The sequence below is a fragment of the Actinomadura fulvescens genome (genome assembly GCF_039533225.1).
GTDB classification, from domain to species: domain Bacteria; phylum Actinomycetota; class Actinomycetes; order Streptosporangiales; family Streptosporangiaceae; genus Spirillospora; species Spirillospora fulvescens.
This window is the reverse complement of record NZ_BAAATD010000001.1, coordinates 502,207-519,991: the sequence shown is the minus strand read 5'-3', so window position 1 is coordinate 519,991 and position 17,785 is coordinate 502,207. Positions and strand designations below refer to the sequence as shown.

Here is a 17,785-nt window from a genome sequence, read left to right as displayed (position 1 = left end):
GGGGAAGGGTCGGCGCCCGTCCGGATGGTCTGTACGTCCCGGGTCGTCATTCCCGGACGGGTCGCCGCCGCTGGGGTCACCGGATCCGATGCCCGCTGGGTCGATCCTCCGACGGCGGGCTGACCCAAGTCAATTCTCGGGTTTACTTAATGATCCCCAAGCTCTAGCTTGGCGGCATGACTCTGGACGACCTGCGCGTGTTCGTCGCGGTCTGCGAGGCCCGCAATCTCAGCGCCGTCGCGAGGAGCATGTCGTGCAGCCAGTCGGCGGTCAGCCAGCACGTCCGGCGGCTGGAACGGGAGACCGGGCTGACGCTGCTCGAACGCCGTCCACGCGGCGTCGCGCCCACCCGGGCGGGCGAGATCCTGCGGCGCGCGGCGGCCGAGGGCATCGCGGGCCTGGACGACGCGCTGCGGCGGCTGGACGACCTTCGCCGGGGCGTCGGGGGCACGATCCGGATCGCGACCGGCGCCACCACGGTCCGGCACTTCATGGCCGCCGGGGTCACCACGTTCCGGGCCCGGCATCCCGAGGTCAACCTGCAGTTCGTCACCGCCAGCTCCAGCCGCCGCTGCCTGGAGGCCGTCCGCACGCACGAGGCGGACCTGGCGTGGGTGACGATCGGCCCGCCGCTGGACGGGGTGGAGCAGCGTTCCTCGTGCGACCTGCCCTGGGTGCTGGCGGTCCATGTCGCCGACCCGCTGAGCCACCGGCAGACGATCACGCCGGCCGAGCTCGCCGGCATCCGCCATATCGAGCTGCCCGAGCACTCCACGTCCCGCGTCCACCTGGAAACCCATCTCGAACGCCACGGGGTGCGGCTCACCTCGACCACGAGCGTGGCCGACTGGGACACCGCGCTGCTGCTGGCCGAGCTGGGGCTGGGCCACGCCATCCTGCCCGCCCTGCCTGGCTGGGGCCCGGGGCCGGGCGGGATCGTCCGGCTGGTCCCGATCCCCGCGCTCCCGCCGCTCGGCGCGGGCTGGGCGGCGCGCCAATGGGACGCCCTGAGCCCGCTGGCGCTGGAGTTCGCCGACACCGTTGTCGCCGAACTGACCGGCGAACGGTGAGACGGGCCGGAGGTCAGCCGGCTTCGTGCTCCTCGATGATCACGGCCGTCGCCTCCACCTCCACGAGCTGGTCGTCGTAGCCGAGGGCCGCCACTCCCAGCAGGGTGCTGGGCGCGTCGTGGTCGCCCATGTGCTCGCGCACGACGTTCCAGGCCTCGACGAGATCCTGCCGGCGGGAGGACGCCACGTACACCGTGGTCTTCACGATGTCGGCCAGGGAGGCGCCGGCGCTTTCCAGGGCGGCGGCGAGGTTGGCCATGACCTGCCGTGCCTGACCGGCGAAGTCGCCCACGGCGACGGTGGCGCCGTCCGCGTCGAGCGGGCAGGCGCCCGCGGTCCAGATCGCCCGCACGGGCGCCTCGGCCACCGCGGCGTAGGCGTAGTCGACGGTCTGCGCGAGCTCCGGGTTGCGGATCAACGTGACGGAAGGACCCTGATCGATCATGGCCCCAGTCTCGCAGAGCAGGGCAAACAGGTTTCGGCGATGACTTCCGGCACGAGGCGCGGCGCTTCGACCGCCCAGCGGAGTTGAACCGTGGCCCCGGGGCTTGCAGGGTGGATGAATGACCACCACCGAAGAACGAGTCGAAGCCCTGGCCGAGCTCCTCGTGGCGACCGGACGGCTCACCGACCCGATCTGGCGTGAGGGCCTGCGTGCCGTGCCGCGGCATCTGTTCACACCCGAGACCGCCTGGGCGGTGCCGGACCGGCCGCGGTACGAGGGGTTCGCGATCGACCGGAGAGCCGACCCCGTGACGTGGTGGAACGCGGTCTACTCCGACAGCGCGATCGCGATCCAGCTCGACGACGGCGCGGGCGATCCCGTGAGCGGCAGCGGCACGTGGACCAGTTCCTGCTCGGCGCCGGGCATCGTGGTCACCTTCCTGCAGGAGCTCAGCCCGTTCGACCACCACCGCGTCCTTGAGATCGGCACCGGCACCGGATGGACGGCGGGGCTGCTGACCTGGCGGCTCGGCCCCGATGGCGTGACCTCGGTCGAGATAGACCGGACGCTGTCGGCGCGGGCGGCCGGCAACCTGGCCACGGCGGGCCTGTCACCGCGGCTGCTCGTCGGCGACGGCGCGGCCGGCCACGCCGACGGCGCGCCGTACGACCGCGTGCACGCGACCTGCGGAGTCGCGCGGGTGCCTTACGCGTGGGTCGAGCAGTGCAGGCCGGGCGGTGGCATGGTGCTGCCCTGGTCGCCGGGCTGGGGCATCGGTCATCTCGCCCACCTGGCGGTGACCGGTGACGGCACGGCCGTCGGCGCGCTGAAGGGTCCGGCGGGCTTCATGATGCTGCGTTCGCAGCGACGCCCGTTCGGCGGCCCGGGCCACGCCGTCGAGCAGCGCGCCAAGGCCGACCTGTCGACCGCCCGCCTCGACCCGCGGTCGGTGATCGCCCAGTCCCCCGGCGCCGAGGTGGCGATCGCGGCGCTCGTGCCCGGCGTCCGGTCGCATCTGGAGGCCGCGCCGGACGGCTCCTACCGCATCTGGGCGATCGACAACCAAGGCGACTCGTGGGCGTGCGCCGACCTGGAACCCGGCCGCACGGACCACGCCGTACGCCAGTACGGGGCTCGCCGCCTCTGGGACGAAGTCGAGGACGCCTATCTGCAGTGGGTGACCTGGGGCTCTCCCCCACGCGAACGCTTCGGCCTCACCGTCGGCGAGACCACCCAGCAGATCTGGCTAGACGGCCCCACCCGGCCCATCACTCCTTGACCGCGCCTCCGGGCTTGGGCTCGCTGAGAGGGCTTCTGGGGCGGACTGAGGGCGCTGGGGTGGGTGGAGTCAGAGGCGTTCGGTCACGTGGCCCTCGGTGACGATCAGGGAGGCCTGGGGGCGGCCCTCTTCGCAGTCCGGGCCGTTGGGGTAGCTGGCGCGAGGGGTCACGTTCCGCTCTTTGTTGAGCAGGCGTTTACCGGACGCGTCGCGGAGGTCGACCGTCACCTGGACGGCGGACTTCGGGAGGCCCTGGACGTCGGCGAACCCGTGCTTGTCACCGGTGGGTGAGGCGGCGGCGCCGCAGCTGTCGTCGGGCGAGTCGCCGGTACAGCCCTGCGGGACGGTCGTGCTGGAGGGCATGAGCTCCACCTTGGAGGTCCGGCAGGTGCCGTTCCAGCAGATCTTCATCGAGGCGGCGGCGACCTTGGCCGCGTACGGTGCCTTGATGTCCACGCCCACGCCCTCCCGCGAGCCCATCGCGGTGCAGGTCTTGTCACCGGCGGCGAGGCCGGTCCCGCAGGCGGTGGCGGCGGCGAGGGACGAGAACGCCACAAGCTTCGCAAAGGTGGCCATGACCTCTCGACGCGGCCGGGCGTTCCGCGGTTCCGTCCGGACACGAAAAAGCCCCGATCCGAAGATCAGGGCCCTCCGCGTCCGGCGTCAGTTCTGGACGGAGAACATCCAGTGCTGCTTCTCAAGCTCGGCGGTCAGGGTGATGAAGATGTCCTGCGTCACCGGGTCGGCCTCGTCGGTGGCCTCGATGCGCTCCCGGAACCGGGTGATGATCTGCGCGAGCGCGTCGGTGATCGCGGCGACGACCTTGTCGTCGGCGATCCAGCCGGCCTCCAGCTGCGGGACGGCGGTGCGGTCGGCGAGGGTGCGGACACGGCCGTCGGGGTTCACGCCGATCGCCACGGCGCGTTCGGCCACGGTGTCGGCGTACTGGCGGGCGAGGTCGACGACCTCGTCGAGGTGCTCGTGCACCTGCTTGAAGTGGCGGCCGGTGATGTTCCAGTGGGCCTGCTTGCCCACCAGTGAAAGGTCCAGCAGGTCGACGAGGGCGCCCTGCAGTGCCTCACCAGTGGTCTTCTGGGCGGTCTCGCTCAGCGGGCTCTTGACCGTCGCCATTTTAGGGCTCCTTCCACGTCGCTCACGGTATGTCCGTTACAACGGAAAAGGATTCCCCCATATGCCGGGTCCACTCCGTGAGCCCGCCCACACCCGAGGCCCGGTGGGGCCGGGCTCAGGCGGGAGCCGGGTTCACGTGGGAGCGGGGAGCCGGGGTCAGGCCGCCACCATGTCGGCGCGGAACTCGCCGGTGATCTCTTCCGGCGTCTCCGGGATGCGCTCGTGCTCGGGCGGCGCGCCCGCCATGACGGGCTCGTGCTGCAGCTCGGCGAGCGCCAGCTGGTCCGCCACCTCTCGCAACACGTGCGAGAGCGGAACCCCCAGTGCCTTGCAGATCGACGCGAGCAACTCCGACGAGGCCTCTTTCTGACCCCGTTCGACCTCGGAGAGGTACCCGAGGGAAACGCGTGCCGCCGCGGACACCTCGCGGAGGGTGCGTCCCTGGCGCAGCCGCAGCTGCCGGAGTACGTCACCGAGCAGCTGGCGAAGCAGGACCATCGTCTCGCTCCCTCCCTCAGTTCGGACCATCTGACAGTTCCACCGTACCCGCCTTGAAGGCGGCCGTGGCAGACCGTGGATTTCGTGTTCGCTCCGAACGTAACGCTGTAATCAGCCCCGCTCTTCCCGATCTTCTTCAGCCTCACGGGCTCCGTGCTCCGCGTCAAGCCCCAAAATGTCACGTCGTAGCAGCTCAAGCGCATGGACGACGGTGAGCCTCCGGACCACCTCGCGCACCTCGGCACCGGCGCCCGGCACGATGAGCAGCGGGCTGATCACCCTCGGTTCGCTGCCGGGTCCGGCCACGGAAATGTAGACCGTTCCGACCGGATGGCCGTCCTGCGGCTCAGGACCCGCCACGCCGGTCACCCCGATTCCGTACGACGCCCCGAGGCGGTCCCGGACGCCCGCCGCCATCGCCGCCGCCACATCCGGGTGCACGGCGCCGTGCGCGCGCAAGAGCTCTTCGGGAACGCCGAGGAGCCGGTTCTTCATCTCGGTGGCGTACGCGATCACGCCGCCGACGTAGGTCTCCGAGGCGCCGGGCGCGGCGGTGAGGTCCGTTCCGATCAGGCCGCCGGTCAGCGACTCGGCCGCCGCCACGGTCCGGGAACGTTCGATCAGGAGCCGGTGCACCACGGTGGCCAGCGACTCGTCCTCCGTGCCGTACACCATCGTGCCGAGCAGATCCCGGGCCAGCGCCTCCGCGCCGTCCAGCCGTCGCGCGGCGTCCGGCCCGGACGCCGTTATGCGGATCTTGACTTCGCCCGGCGAGGGCAGGTAGGCCAGCCTGACGCCGTCCAGAGCCTCGACCTCGGCGAGCCTGGTGGCGATCACCGACTCCCATGCCCCGGCCGTACGGAGCGTACGCCGCGCGACCTGGGGCCGCCCGGCCCGCTCGACCAGCTCCGGAATCACGATCTCGTTCATGATCGTGCGCATCTCGAACGGGACGCCCGGCAGCGCGTACGCCACTCCCCCGGGCAGTTCGACCCGCAGCCCCGGCGCGCTCCCGGCCGAGTTGCCGAGCAGTCCCGCGCCCTCCGGCACCTCCGCCATACGCAGCGCCATGGGGGCCAGCGGCCGGTTGGCCGCCGCGACGCGGGCGCGCAGCCGCTTCTCCAGCACCGGGTCGCGGATGAGCGCCACGCCCGCCGCCTTGGCCAGCGCGTCCCTGGTCAGGTCGTCGTAGGTGGGTCCCAGGCCGCCGGTCGTGATGACGGCATCGGCCCGGCCGAGCGCCTCGTCCACCGCCGAGATGATCACGTCCAGCTCGTCGCCCACGACCACGCTGCGGGTGACCTCGATGCCGTGGTCGGCCAGCCGCCGCCCCATCCAGGCCGCGTTGCCGTTGACCGTGTCGCCCAGCAACAGCTCGTCCCCGATGGTGAGCAGTTCGACCCGCATGGCGACCCTCCCGATGGTGATCATGACGTCACCACCGAATCTACCGCCGCGGCCGTTCTCCACCGGCCTTGCGCGGGTGCACTTCAGGCCCTTGGACACCAAAGCCAATCAATACGGTGCCCTCAAGAAGGGCATCGCCCGACTCTCTAATGGTAAAGGCTTGCGTGGACGTCACGTTTTATCGGTCTCGGCAGGGCCGTTCACCGGAACGCCATCTCCGCAGCTCAGACGGTCAGAAGTTGGTTGAAAACGATTTTTGGTGGGCCATTCTTCGGGAAACGAGTTTGGCGGCGCGCTTCCTGGATAAGCCGATCTATCAAGCGGACGATCACTTTAGTCGTCGGTGCGATCGCAGGCTCTGGAAGGGCGGCATATGACATTGCCGTACGGCGCGGACCACAGCGGGCCGGGGTGGCGCGAACCGGCGGAGAACGAGATTCTCTGGCACCGGTCCAGCCCGTTCCACATGGCCGTCCGCGCCGCGACGAGCATCCTGGTCGCCGGTTCGGCGATCCCCTACCTGACGGTCGCCGTCCAGGGCCTCCTGCGGCTGGCGGCCCCACCCGCCCGGATGGTGATGTCGGGCGACAGGCCGCGGCCTGTCGACGCCACCCTGGCCGACGGCGCCCGAGTGGTGGAACCGTCCACGCTGTACGGGCCGCTCGCCGTCGCGGGCGCCCTGATCGCCGGGTTGCTGCTGGTGTGGGCGGGCGCCGCCGGGCTCCGCGCCTTCCGTGAGCAGCGGGCGTGGCGGCGGCGCCAGGGCCTCCCGCTGTTCGCCTACACGCTGGGGGCCGTCGCCTTCGGCCTGGCGCAGCTGAGCGCCTCCAGCGTCCAGGTGAGCTGGCACGGCCCGAACCCGCTGATCCCCAGCGCGCTTCTCGGCCTGCTGGTGGCCGCCGCCACGATCGCCCTGCCCGCGGAGACTCCGGCCGTAGAGACTCAGGCCCCGGAGACTCAGGCCGCGGAGCCCGACGATGCCGCGCCCGGCCCCCGCTCGGGCGCGGCCGTCTAACGCGGCCGGGCGAGCCTGCGCAGCACCGCGCCGCACCTGCGTGCGTACGCGCGCTGCATGAACGGCACCAGCGGCCCCGCGAGCCGCGCCAGGCGTCCACCGGGGCGGCTGAACGCGGTGACGGTCAGCCAGACGTCTCCCGTGTCGTCCATGTGCACCACGAACGCCTCCTCCCCCACCTCCGGGTGGCCGGGCAGCGTTCCGTACGCCCATCCCACGCGCCGTTCCTCGTCCTCGGTCCAGATCACGCGGCACGGCGCCTTGATCCGGAACGGCCCGACGCCCAGCCCGACGAGCACGCTGACGCCGGGTGCCGCCCTCCGCGCGGAAGCCTCGATCCGCACCGGAACGGCCCGGTGCATCCAGAACTCCATGAGCGCGTCCGCCGCGTTCCGCATCGCGACCGGCCCCTCGCCGACCAGCGTGCGCACGCGCAGGTGGCTGTAGCCGTCCGGCAGGTCGAGGGTCTTGGTAGCCCCCACCTCCGCGTACGTGAACTCCTGTGTCACAGCGCCTCCTCCCTCAACGACCGCCAGGCGAGCATCCCGCAGAGCCCGAAGCCGAACGCGTTGCCCACCCCGTGCGTGGCAGCCATCCAGGTCAGCGAGGGATGCGGCAGCCCCGAGGCCTGTCCCAGCGCCCAGCTCAACGCGAGGATCATCGTGGCGACCAGCACCCCCGCCGAGATCAGCAGCAGCGCCCGGACGGCCCGGTCACCGACCCGCATCTCACGCCAGACCAGCCATCCGACCAGCCACATCCCGCCCGTCAACACCACTGCCCCGGCGAACTCGACCCATTCACCCGTGAAGTAACCCACCAGCACGAGCGACGTCCCCGCCGGAACGCTCAGCGCCGCCAAGCTTCCCAGAGGCTCTCTGACGGCCCGGCACACCAGGCCGGCCACCAGCGCCGCCGCGAACCCGGCGAAGTGAAAGTGCGCCACCGTCAACGAAAGGATCTTCAGTGAGAAGCCGAAGAGCTCGACCCCGCCCCGTTCCGCCACCAGAGCCGTCGCCGCCACCGACGGCATCCCCAGGCCCGTCCCCACCGCGATGTCGACGGACGTGAGGCGCAGCAGCCGCTGGAGGCCTCGTATGGCCAGTGGCAAGGTGGCCAGCGCGTAGACGATGGCGAGAGCCACGGCCAGCGCGCCGCGCGGCAGCCAGAGGGAGAGGGCGCCCGGGACCGCGCCGACGAGCCATAGGCGGCGGTACGCGGCGGAGAGGTCGATCAGGCCGAGGCCGAGCGGCACCACAAGAAGCATGCCGGTCATCACGATGATGTTCACCAGCACGACCACGGCGGCCTCCGAGTATTTGAACGTGTTCAAGCATGGCCGACGCTACACCGTCCTGAACACGTTCAAAAGGCCCGGCTCAGGAACCGGAGGGTGAGGTGTGCCTCAGCCGCCAGGCCCGCACGACGTAGTCGAGGCCGGTCACCACGGTGACGACCAGCGCGGCGGCCATGAAGCCCCAGCGCAGGGGATCGAGCGGACCCGGCAGGATGTACAGCCCGATCGCGATGACCTGCAACATCGTCTTGAGCTTGCCGCCCTTGCTGGCGGGGATCACGCTCGTCCGGATCAGCAGGAAGCGCATCAGCGTGATACCGATCTCGCGGACCAGGATCGCGATGGTCACCCACCACCAGAGCTCGCCGAGCACCGACAGGCTGACCAGCGCGGCACCGGTCAGGGCCTTGTCGGCGATCGGGTCAGCGATCTTGCCGAAGTCGGTGACCAGGCCGCGCGCGCGGGCGAGGTCACCATCGATCTTGTCGGTGATCGAGGCGACCGCGAAGACGGCGAACGCGGCCAGCCGCCAGCCGGTGCCGTCCTGGAACAGCAGCCAGACGAAGACCGGCACGAGGAGGATGCGCAGCAGCGTCAGGTAGTTGGCGATGTTGTAGACGCTCGCCTGCGGCGGTGTCGCGACCGGATCGTCGCGATCCGGCGGGCCGGCGATCATGGCACGTCCGCCACGAGGTCCACGCCGTCGCTGTCCACGACGGTGGCGGTGACGATGGTGCCGAGCGACAGCCCGGCGCCGCGGACGACGACGGTGCCGTCGACCTCCGGCGCCTGGTGCTCGGCGCGCCCCTCGAACGCGCCGTCCTCGGTCTTGTCCTCCAGGAGCACGCGGACGCGCGTGCCGACGCGGTCTTCGGCGCGCTGGGCGGTGAGCTCCTCGGCGAGCGCGGAGACCTCCTCCACGCGCCGGGCCACCTCGTCGTGGTCGAGCTTGCCGTCGAGGGTGGCGGCCTCGGTGCCGTCCTCGTCGGAGTAGCCGAAGACGCCGATCGCGTCGAGCCGCGCCGCGCTCAGGAACTCGGTCAGCTCGTTCAGGTCGTCCTCGGACTCCCCGGGGAAGCCGACGATGAAGTTGGACCGCACGCCCGCCTCGGGCGCCTGGGCACGGATCGTGTCGAGCAGCTCCAGAAAGCGCTCACGATCTCCGAACCGCCGCATGGAGCGCAGCACCGGGCCGCTGGCGTGCTGGAACGACAGGTCGAAGTACGGCGCGACGCCGGGGGTCGAGGCGATCACCTCGATCAGGCCGGGCCGGGTCTCGGCGGGCTGCAGGTAGCTGACACGGACCCGCTCGACGCCCTCCACGGCCGCCAGCCGGGGCAGCAGCTTCTCCAGGGCCCGCAGGTCACCGAGATCCTTGCCGTAGGAGGTGGAGTTCTCGCTGACCAGGACCAGCTCGCGGACGTCGTGGCCGGCGAGCCAGCGCGCCTCTTCCAGCACCTCCGCCGGCGGACGGCTGACGTAGGCGCCGCGGAACGCGGGGATGGCGCAGAACGTGCAGCGCCGGTCACAACCGGAGGCCAGCTTCAGCGGCGCCACCGGCCCGCCGCCCAGACGGCGCCGGAGGATCCGCGGGCCGGTCGCCGGGGCGACGCCCTCGGGCAGGTCGCCGTGACCGGGGATGGAGATCTGGGGCGCCGCGGCGGTGCGCTCCACCGGGCTGATCGGGAGCAGCGTGCGCCGGTCGCGGGGCACGTGCGTCTCGCGCCGCCGGCCCTCGACGACGTCGTCCAGCCGCTCCCCGATCGTGGCGTAGTCGTCAAAGCTGATCACCGCGTCGGCCTCGGGCAGCGCCTCGGCCAGCTCCGCCCCGTACCGCTCGGCCATGCAGCCCGCCGCGATCACCTTGGCGCCGGAGTCGTGCGCGGCCAGCAGGGTGTCGATCGAGTCCTTCTTCGCCGCGTCGATGAAGCCGCAGGTGTTGACCACCACGACGTCGGCCCCGTCGGCCGACTCGGTCAGGTCCCAGCCCGCGTCCTCCATCCGGGCGGCGAGCTCCTCGGAGTCGACCTCGTTGCGGGCGCATCCGAGCGTGACGAGTGAGACCGTACGGCGTGTGGACATGCCCCTAACGGTAATGGGCGCGGGTGCCTACACCGACCAGCGCCGCCCGATTCGCGGCGTCAGGCGCCGTCGGGATCGCGCGGCGTGAAGCTCAGCCGGACGACGCCGCCGTCGTTGTCGGGCGCGCCGAGATCCTTGCCGTTGACGGTGAGCCGGACGCCGTCGCCGTTCCCTATCACGATGCTGATCTTCTTCTTGGCCGTCCACTCCCGCACGTCACCGGTGTGGAGCATGCCGCTGAACAGCGTCCTGCCCTTGTCGCCCCGGACGTTGATCCAGGTGTTGCGGCGTGCCTTGACCCGCAGCTCGACGTTCTTGCGGGGGGCCATCGCGACCGGGTCCTTGCGGGTCTGCGTGGGCGAGGGCGTCGCCGTCGCCGCGGGCGCCCCGGCACCGGGGCCGCCCGCCACCTGGCGGGCCTGGCGCTTCTCCGTGCCGGAGTCGTTGCCGACGACCTGGACGATGCCGTAGATCACCACGAGCACCAGCGCCAGCGCCATGGCGGCGCTCCAGTTGGGCGCGCGGCGTTCCCGGAAGGCGACCGGCGTCTCGGGCTCGAACGCGGTGGCCGCCGAGACCGGCTGCGGCGCGCCGCCGTGCATCTCGTCGTACTCCCGGACGAGCGGTTCCGGATCGATGCCGATCACGCGCGAGATGCTGCGGATGTGACCGCGGGCGTAGAAGTTGCCCCCGCACGCCGTGAAGTCGTCGCGCTCGATGGCGCGGATCACGGTCTCTCTGATCCGGGTCTGCAGACTCACCTGGGTCACCGTGAGACCAGCCTGCTGACGCTCTTGAGTCAAGGTCTCACCGATGCTCACGCCGAGCCTCCCTTAGAGCGCACCACGGCCAACCCCACACACACTCCAGCAATCTCCATCCTAGGAACGGCCATGCCCATTGAGCGACAGGCAACACGTTCGAAACAGGGCAAGATTTCGCATCATTCGCGGACGCCCGCCCCCAAGATCGCTCTCGTCCACCATGAGATCGTCAGTCTTTCGCACCCGCGTCACGCGCCGGCCGTGAACGCGCCACCTGAATCTGGAGCGAGACTCACCTGAACCTGGAGCGAGCCTTAGGACCCGCCGCGGAGCTCGGCCAGGACGCCTGGCATCTCGTCGGGCTTGGTGAGGACGTCGCGCGCCTTGGAGCCCTCGCTCGGGCCCACGATGCCGCGGCTCTCCATGAGGTCCATCAGCCGGCCCGCCTTGGCGAAGCCGACGCGCAGCTTGCGCTGCAACATCGACGTGGAGCCGAACTGCGTGCTGACGACCAGTTCGATCGCCTGCACCAGCAGGTCCATGTCGTCGCCGATGTCCTCGTCGATCTCCTTCTTCGGCCCGGCCTGCCCGGCGACGTCCTCGCGGTAGACCGCCTCCATCTGGCCCTTGCAGTGCTCGACGATGCCGTGGATCTCTTTTTCGGCGACGTAGGCGTTCTGGATGCGCATGGGCTTGCTGGCGCCCATCGGCAGGAACAGCGCGTCACCCTGGCCGACGAGCTTCTCGGCGCCGGGCTGGTCGAGGATGACGCGGCTGTCGGACAGCGAGGAGGTGGCGAACGCCAGCCGGGACGGCACGTTCGCCTTGATGAGACCGGTCACGACGTCGACCGACGGCCGCTGGGTGGCGAGCACCAGGTGGATGCCGGCGGCGCGGGCCAGCTGGGTGATCCGCACGACCGAGTCCTCGACGTCGCGCGGCGCGACCATCATCAGGTCCGCCAGCTCGTCGACGATCACCAGCATGTACGGGTAGGTCGTGTAGACGCGCTCGCTGCCGGGCGGCGGGACGAGCTTGCCCGCCGTCACCGCCTTGTTGAAGTCGTCGATGTGCCGGAACCCGGAGGCGGCCAGGTCGTCGTACCGCCGGTCCATCTCGCCGACGACCCACTCCAGCGCCTCGGCGGCCTTCTTGGGGTTGGTGATGATCGGCGTGATCAGGTGCGGGATGCCCTGGTACATGGTCAGCTCGACCCGCTTGGGGTCGACCAGGATCATCCGCACCTCGTCCGGCGTCGCCCGCATCAGGACCGAGGTGATGAGGCCGTTGATGCAGGTCGACTTGCCGGCGCCGGTCGCGCCCGCGATGAGGATGTGCGGCATCTTGGCCAGGTTGGCCACCACCGTGCGGCCCTCGACGTCCTTGCCCAGGCCGACGATCATCGGATGGTGCTCATTGGTCGCGGCGGGCGACCGCAGCACGTCGCCGAGGCTGACGATGTCCTTGTCGACGTTGGGGATCTCCACGCCGATCGCCGACTTGCCGGGGATCGGGGAGATGATCCGTACCTCGGCGCTCTTCACCGCGTAGGCGATGTTCTTGGTCAGCGCGATGACCTTCTCGACCTTGACCGCCGGGCCCAGCTCGATCTCGTACCGCGTGATCGTCGGCCCCCGGGTGAACCCGGTGACCTGCGCGTCGATGTCGAACTGCTCCAGCACGCCGGTGAGCGCGTTGACCACGGTGTCGTTGGCCTTGGTCCGCGGCTTGGTGACGCTGCCGGGCCGCAGCATGCCGGGGTCGGGCAGCTCGTAGATCTCACCGGACGACGACAGCGGCAGCTGCTCGGTGCGGCGCGGTGCGGGGCTCGGATCCGGCACGTCCGGCGGGACGTCGTCGACCGGCGCGGCGGGCGGCGGCACTTCGGCCTCGAACGGCTCGGGTTCGAAGAGCTCGTCGGCGAGGTCGCGCTGCTTGTCGGGCTTCTTCGGCTTGTCGTCCAGGACGGGGGTGTCGTACGGCTTGGAGTGCTCGCCGACCTCCAGCTCGGAGTCGTCGCCGTCGCCCTTGCCCTTGCCCTTGCGGCGGCGCTTCGGCTTGGCCGCGGTCTCACCGGGGGTCTTGCCGGTCTCCGGGCGTACGGGGCGTCCCTGCAGCGTGGCCACCGACCACAGCTCGCTCATGCGCTCGGGCACCCGGTTGATCGGGGTCGCGGTGACGACCAGGAGGCCGAACGCCGAGAGCAGGAGCAGCAGCGGCACCGCCACCCAGCCGCTCAGGGCCGCCTCCAGCGGCGCCGACGCCGCCCAGCCGATGACGCCGCCCGCGTGGCGTACGCCGGACATGTCGTCGGCGGGCGCGGGCAGGCCCGCGGCGATGTGCAGAACGCCCAGCACACCGATGCCGAGCGCCGTCATGCCGATGATGATGCGGCCGGTCTCGTCGTTGTGCTCGGGGTGGCGCAACGTGCGCCACGCCAGCACGGCCAGCAGAACGGGCAGCGCCATGGCGAACACGCCGATGCCGCCGCGGACGACGCGTTCCAGCGCGATCGTCACGACGCCCTCCGGCCGCCACCAGGTGACCGAGGCCAGCACGATGGAGGAACCGAGCAGCGCCAGGCCGAGCCCGTCACGGCGGTGTTCCTCGTCGAGGTCGCGCGCGCCCTGACCGTACGCCCGGAAGACCGATCCGACGGCGACCGCGGCCAGGCTGTAGAGCTTGGCGACCAGCTGGAACGCGCCGCGGATGATCTGCAGGAACGGGTCGTCGTTCTTGCGGGGAGGACCTCCCCGGGACGCTCCCTTGCCCTTGGTCCCCTTGGTGCCGCCGCTCGCACGTTTGCGAGGAGACGAACCGGACGACTTCCCGCGGGCCGCACTGGCCCGGGTACGTGAGGAGTTCTTCGTACCTCCGGACGCACGTGTGGCCATGCTGATGAGACTAACCAAACGCCGGGCGGGTTCCCGAGACCCGGCGCGGCGTGTTGCCACCGCGCCGTGTCAGAGGCGCAGCGCCGCGAGCGCGTCCCGGAGGGCGGTGGCCGTCGCGTACCGGGCGTCCGGCTCGGACTCCAGCGTTTTCCGCAGGACGCGCATGAACTCGTCCGGAACGCCCTCGACCGGCGGAATCGGATCGTCCTTCGAGCGCAGCAGATGGCCGATGAGGGCGGTCGGGCTCAGCGGCCGGTCAGGTGCCCGGGGCGCCCGTCCGGCCAGCAACGCGTAGAGCGTGGCGCCGAGCGAGTAGATGTCGGCGGCCGGGGCGGGGTCGGACTCGTCGAACACTTCCGGCGCCGCGTACACGGGCGTCATGGCCAGCGTGACCGAGAGCTCCTGCCCCGGAACGGGAAGCGCCGCGATGCCGAAATCGGCCAGCGCCACCCGGCGGAACCTCGTCACCAGCAGGTTGGCGGGTTTGATGTCGCGGTGCAGCACGCCGTGCTCGTGCGCCGCCGCGACCGCGTCCGCGATCTGGACCCCGACCTCCCGCACGAACCCGGGGGTCATCGGGCCCACCCGCCGCAACCGGTCGGCGAGCGAGCCGCCCGAGCAGAGCTCCATGACGATGTACGGACGGCCGTCGGGCAGCGTGTCGGCGTCGTAGAGGGTCACCACGTTGGGGTGTTCGGAGAGGCGGACGGCCGCGTCGACCTCCCGCCGGAACCGCCGCCGGTCGCGCTCCCCGCGGACCCGCCGGTCCACCACCTTGATCGCCACGTCCCGCTCCAGCGCGATCCGCCGGGCCTTGTAGACCGTGGCGTTCCCGCCCTCCCCGAGCGCGTCGAAGAGCATGTATCCGTCGAGCGAGAAGTCCGCCCGCCGCGTGGGCGGCTCTTGCGCCCGGTCATCTCCAGGAGGCGCGGCCTGCGGCGGCACGACCTCCTGCGGCAGGCGCAGAGGCGGCACGGCCGGAGGCGGCTCTTGTGCCCGGTCATCGCCGGGAGGCGCGGCCTGCAGCGGAACGGCCTCCGGCAGGCGCAGAGGCCGCACGGCCGGAGGCGGGGCGGCACGACGCGGCGCGGCTTGGCTCGGGATGGCCTCGCTCGGCGCGACTTCGGGTGGCGAGGACGGCGCGTTCTCGACAGGCACGGCTCGGGGGGACGTCGGCTCGGACTCAGACGGCGGTGGCTCCCCGGGGCGACCGAAGGGAACACCGGCCTGCTGACCGAGGTCCGGCAGCCGCGAGGACATGTCGAGGTACGCGGCCGCACCCACCGCTCTCACGGGAGATTCGGGCCAGTCGGCGTGCGGCTCCACGACGTCGACCACGGCACAGGTGATGTTGTCGGGGCCGCCGCCCTGCCCGGCCAGCTCGATGAGTCGAGCGGCCGCCCTGTCCGGGTCCGCCTCCGCGGACACCAGATCGTAGATCGATTGAGCGGTGACCACCCTCCACAGCCCGTCCGTGCTCAGCAGGTAGCGATCGCCGAGCACCGGCCTGCGCAGTTTGGAGAACACCTCCGGCTCACCGCCGCCGTCCAAGGCTTGCGACACCACCATCCGCTGTGGATGCGTCTCGGCCTCCTCGGCACTGAGCTTGCCTTCGTCTATCAGCGACTGGACAGGCGAATGGTCAGGCGTGATCAGGAACAGCTCGCCGTCGCGCAGCAGGTAGCCGCGCGTGTCGCCGATGTGCACCAGCGCCAGCTGGTCATTGGCCCACAGCAGCGCCGTGAGCGTGGCGCCCATACCGCGCAGGTCACGGTCGGCCGTCACCCTGCGCCGGATGGCATGGTCGGCCTCGTCGGCCGCCCGTTCGAGGACGTCCAGCAGCTGATCCGGGCGCGGTGGCGCCTTGTCGAACCGGCGCAGGGTGTCGATCACGATGGCGCCGGCGAGTTCGGCCCGCGGGTCACGGCCATAGGCCCAGAGATCGTCGTTCTCGACTCGGCCGTTCTTCCGGCGGCCTCCGGTGCCGTCGGCGACGGCGAACAAATGGAGGCCCGCGTACGCGGAGTCGGCGTTGCCGGGCGCGACCGCGCCGATGTCCGAACGAACGGCATGCCGAAGCGCCATCATCTGCTGACGCCCCGCCACGCGGCCTCCTGCTAAGGACGAACTCCCCCGGCCCTCTCAAATTAGCGCAAGGCCGGGGGAACGCGGCGATCAGACTTCGACGACCACCGGGATGATCATCGGGCGGCGGCGGTAGTTGTCGCTCACCCACTTGCCCATGCTGCGGCGGATCAACTGGTTGAGCTGGTGCGTGTCGTTGACCCCGTCGGAGGCGGCGTCCTGGAGCACCGCTTCGAGCCGGGCGATGATCTCGTCGAAGTCCTGGTTGACGATGCCGGCGCCGCGGGCGTGGATCTCCGGCCCGGCGACGAGCTTGCCCGACGTGGAGTCGATGCCGACGACGATGGAGACGAAGCCCTCCTCGCCGAGGATGCGCCGGTCCTTGAGCGAGGTCTCGGTGATCTCGCCGACCGACAGGCCGTCCACGTACACGTAGCCGGCCGGGACCGCGCCGACGATCTTGGCCTGGCCGGCCACGAGGTCGACGACGACGCCGTCCTCGGCGATGACGATGTTGTCCTCGGGCACGCCCGTGAGCGCTGCCAGCTTGGCGTGCGCCCGCAGGTGCCGCCATTCGCCGTGGATGGGCATGAAGTTGCCCGGCTTGGTCACGTTGAGCACGTACAGCAGCTCGCCCGCGGAGGCGTGCCCGGAGACGTGCACGAGCGCGTTGCCCTTGTGCACGATGCGGGCGCCCCACCGGGTCAGGCCGTTGATCACGCGGTTGACCGCGTTCTCGTTGCCCGGGATCAGCGACGACGCGAGCATGACCGTGTCGCGGTCGGTGATGCGGATCGAGTGGTCGCGGTTGGCCATCCGCGACAGCGCCGACATCGGCTCGCCCTGCGAGCCGGTGCACACCAGCACCAGCCGGTCGCCCGGGATGTCGTCGAGCTCCTTGGGGTCGACCATGATCTCATCGGGCACGCTGAGGTAGCCGAGCTCGCGCGCGACCCCCATGTTGCGCACCATCGACCGGCCGACGAAGCACACCTTGCGGTTGTTGGCGACCGCGGCGTCCAGCACCTGCTGCACCCGGTGGATGTGCGAGGCGAAGCAGGCGACGATGATGCGTTCCCGCGCGATGCGGAACACCTCGTCGACCACCGGGCCGATGTTGCGCTCGCTGGTGACGAAGCCGGGCACCTCGGCGTTGGTCGAGTCGGACATCAGCAGGTCGATGCCCTCGGCCCCGAGCCGGGCGAACCCCGGGAGGTCGGTGAGCCGGCCGTCGAGCGGCAGCTGGTCCATCTTGAAGTCGCCGGTCGCCAGCACCAGCCCCGCCGGGGTCCGGATCGCCACCGCCAGCGCGTCGGGGATGGAGTGGTTGACCGCCAGGAACTCGCAGTCGAACGGCCCGAAGCTCTGCCGGCCGCCCTCGGCCACCTGGATCGTGACCGGCTTGATCCGGTGCTCGGTGAGCTTGGCCTCCAGCAGCGCCAGCGTCAGGCGCGAGCCGACCAGCGGGATGTCGCGGCGTTCCCGCAGCAGGTACGGGACGGCCCCGATGTGGTCCTCGTGGCCGTGGGTCAGGATGACCGCCTCGATGTCGTCGAGACGATCACGGATGTACTCGAAGTCGGGCAGGATCAGGTCGATGCCCGGTTGCTCGGTCTCGGGGAACAGCACGCCGCAGTCGACGATGAGCAGGCGGCCGCCGTACTCGAAGACCGTCATGTTGCGGCCGATCTCCCCGAGCCCGCCCAGTGCGACGATGCGCAGGCCGTTGTCCGGCAGGGCGGGCGGGGCGGACAGTTCAGGGTGGGGATGGCTCACGGGCGCCTCACCTGACGGCTCGGCCCCGCGTGAGCCATAGGC

Annotated in this window: 16 protein-coding genes; 3 read left to right on the top strand and 13 right to left on the bottom strand. The window is 71.0% G+C overall.

Features of this window, described 5'->3' with window-relative positions:
• Window positions 1-176: 176 nt before the first annotated feature.
• Window positions 177-1,070 (top strand): LysR family transcriptional regulator, encoded by an 894-nt coding sequence (locus tag ABD333_RS02435; protein WP_344537228.1) that lies wholly within the window; start codon window positions 177-179, stop codon window positions 1,068-1,070.
• Window positions 1,071-1,083: 13 nt separating this feature from the next.
• Here the strand turns inward: ABD333_RS02435 and ABD333_RS02430 are convergent, their stop codons facing one another.
• Window positions 1,084-1,515: a RidA family protein gene (locus ABD333_RS02430; protein WP_344537226.1), complete on the bottom strand. Its 432-nt coding sequence runs from the start codon at window positions 1,513-1,515 to the stop codon at window positions 1,084-1,086.
• 118 nt (window positions 1,516-1,633) lie between these two features.
• On the opposite strand from ABD333_RS02430, the gene ABD333_RS02425 reads away from it, so the two are divergent.
• Complete coding sequence (locus tag ABD333_RS02425; protein WP_344537224.1) at window positions 1,634-2,794, top strand: methyltransferase domain-containing protein; 1,161 nt, start codon at window positions 1,634-1,636, stop codon at window positions 2,792-2,794.
• Between the two features lie 69 nt (window positions 2,795-2,863).
• On the opposite strand, the gene ABD333_RS02420 is transcribed toward ABD333_RS02425, so the two are convergent.
• The 4 genes from ABD333_RS02420 to ABD333_RS02405 all read right to left on the bottom strand — a co-directional run bounded on the left by ABD333_RS02420 (window position 2,864) and on the right by ABD333_RS02405 (window position 5,854).
• A complete protein-coding gene (locus ABD333_RS02420; RefSeq protein WP_344537223.1) occupies window positions 2,864-3,370 on the bottom strand; it encodes a hypothetical protein in 507 nt (168 codons plus the stop codon).
• An 87-nt stretch (window positions 3,371-3,457) separates the two neighbouring features.
• The gene (locus tag ABD333_RS02415; protein WP_344537222.1) at window positions 3,458-3,925 is read right to left on the bottom strand and encodes a Dps family protein; all 468 of its coding nucleotides are present in this window, start codon (window positions 3,923-3,925) and stop codon (window positions 3,458-3,460) included.
• Window positions 3,926-4,081: 156 nt separating this feature from the next.
• Window positions 4,082-4,423, bottom strand: coding sequence for a helix-turn-helix domain-containing protein (locus ABD333_RS02410; RefSeq protein WP_151564666.1), 342 nt, complete (start codon window positions 4,421-4,423; stop codon window positions 4,082-4,084).
• Window positions 4,424-4,534: 111 nt separating this feature from the next.
• The gene (locus tag ABD333_RS02405; RefSeq protein WP_344537220.1) at window positions 4,535-5,854 is read right to left on the bottom strand and encodes a CinA family nicotinamide mononucleotide deamidase-related protein; all 1,320 of its coding nucleotides are present in this window, start codon (window positions 5,852-5,854) and stop codon (window positions 4,535-4,537) included.
• Between the two features lie 349 nt (window positions 5,855-6,203).
• Here ABD333_RS02405 and ABD333_RS02400 point away from each other — a divergent pair, with 349 nt between their 5' ends.
• Window positions 6,204-6,845, top strand: a complete 642-nt coding sequence (locus tag ABD333_RS02400; protein WP_344537218.1) for a hypothetical protein — start codon at window positions 6,204-6,206, stop codon at window positions 6,843-6,845.
• On the opposite strand, the gene ABD333_RS02395 is transcribed toward ABD333_RS02400, so the two are convergent.
• From ABD333_RS02395 to ABD333_RS02360, 8 genes are all read right to left on the bottom strand, one after another.
• Entirely contained in the window at window positions 6,842-7,354 is a 513-nt protein-coding gene (locus ABD333_RS02395; protein WP_344537216.1) for a DUF1990 domain-containing protein, read from the bottom strand. The genes ABD333_RS02400 and ABD333_RS02395 overlap by 4 nt on opposite strands.
• Window positions 7,351-8,178 carry a YndJ family protein gene (locus ABD333_RS02390; protein ID WP_344537215.1) on the bottom strand — a complete coding sequence of 276 codons (828 nt, stop codon included), beginning with the start codon at window positions 8,176-8,178 and terminating at the stop codon, window positions 7,351-7,353. The genes ABD333_RS02395 and ABD333_RS02390 overlap by 4 nt, the downstream gene beginning before the upstream one ends.
• A gap of 46 nt (window positions 8,179-8,224) precedes the next feature.
• Window positions 8,225-8,818: a CDP-diacylglycerol--glycerol-3-phosphate 3-phosphatidyltransferase gene (gene pgsA, locus ABD333_RS02385; RefSeq protein WP_344537213.1), complete on the bottom strand. Its 594-nt coding sequence runs from the start codon at window positions 8,816-8,818 to the stop codon at window positions 8,225-8,227.
• On the bottom strand, window positions 8,815-10,224 hold the full coding sequence (gene rimO / locus ABD333_RS02380) for a 30S ribosomal protein S12 methylthiotransferase RimO (RefSeq protein WP_344537212.1): 1,410 nt from the start codon (window positions 10,222-10,224) through the stop codon (window positions 8,815-8,817). The genes pgsA and rimO overlap by 4 nt, the downstream gene beginning before the upstream one ends.
• A gap of 59 nt (window positions 10,225-10,283) precedes the next feature.
• Entirely contained in the window at window positions 10,284-11,045 is a 762-nt protein-coding gene (locus ABD333_RS02375; protein WP_344537211.1) for a helix-turn-helix domain-containing protein, read from the bottom strand.
• 257 nt (window positions 11,046-11,302) lie between these two features.
• The gene (locus ABD333_RS02370; RefSeq protein WP_344537209.1) at window positions 11,303-13,882 is read right to left on the bottom strand and encodes an FtsK/SpoIIIE family DNA translocase; all 2,580 of its coding nucleotides are present in this window, start codon (window positions 13,880-13,882) and stop codon (window positions 11,303-11,305) included.
• A gap of 69 nt (window positions 13,883-13,951) precedes the next feature.
• A complete protein-coding gene (locus ABD333_RS02365) occupies window positions 13,952-15,988 on the bottom strand; it encodes a bifunctional protein-serine/threonine kinase/phosphatase (RefSeq protein WP_344537208.1) in 2,037 nt (678 codons plus the stop codon).
• A gap of 69 nt (window positions 15,989-16,057) precedes the next feature.
• On the bottom strand, window positions 16,058-17,743 hold the full coding sequence (locus ABD333_RS02360; protein WP_344537206.1) for a ribonuclease J: 1,686 nt from the start codon (window positions 17,741-17,743) through the stop codon (window positions 16,058-16,060).
• Window positions 17,744-17,785: the final 42 nt, after the last annotated feature.

What these genes read in the sequence shown, in the direction of transcription:
- pgsA (WP_344537213.1), bottom strand. Translation starts at nt 8,818, where the DNA reads ATGATCGCCGGCCCGCCGGATCGCGACGATCCGGTCGCGACACCGCCG.
- ABD333_RS02435 (WP_344537228.1), top strand. Translation starts at nt 177, where the DNA reads ATGACTCTGGACGACCTGCGCGTGTTCGTCGCGGTCTGCGAGGCCCGC.
- ABD333_RS02425 (WP_344537224.1), top strand. Translation starts at nt 1,634, where the DNA reads ATGACCACCACCGAAGAACGAGTCGAAGCCCTGGCCGAGCTCCTCGTG.
- ABD333_RS02400 (WP_344537218.1), top strand. Translation starts at nt 6,204, where the DNA reads ATGACATTGCCGTACGGCGCGGACCACAGCGGGCCGGGGTGGCGCGAA.
- ABD333_RS02370 (WP_344537209.1), bottom strand. Translation starts at nt 13,882, where the DNA reads ATGGCCACACGTGCGTCCGGAGGTACGAAGAACTCCTCACGTACCCGG.
- ABD333_RS02415 (WP_344537222.1), bottom strand. Translation starts at nt 3,925, where the DNA reads ATGGCGACGGTCAAGAGCCCGCTGAGCGAGACCGCCCAGAAGACCACT.
- ABD333_RS02410 (WP_151564666.1), bottom strand. Translation starts at nt 4,423, where the DNA reads ATGGTCCTGCTTCGCCAGCTGCTCGGTGACGTACTCCGGCAGCTGCGG.
- ABD333_RS02430 (WP_344537226.1), bottom strand. Translation starts at nt 1,515, where the DNA reads ATGATCGATCAGGGTCCTTCCGTCACGTTGATCCGCAACCCGGAGCTC.
- ABD333_RS02405 (WP_344537220.1), bottom strand. Translation starts at nt 5,854, where the DNA reads ATGATCACCATCGGGAGGGTCGCCATGCGGGTCGAACTGCTCACCATC.
- ABD333_RS02420 (WP_344537223.1), bottom strand. Translation starts at nt 3,370, where the DNA reads ATGGCCACCTTTGCGAAGCTTGTGGCGTTCTCGTCCCTCGCCGCCGCC.
- rimO (WP_344537212.1), bottom strand. Translation starts at nt 10,224, where the DNA reads ATGTCCACACGCCGTACGGTCTCACTCGTCACGCTCGGATGCGCCCGC.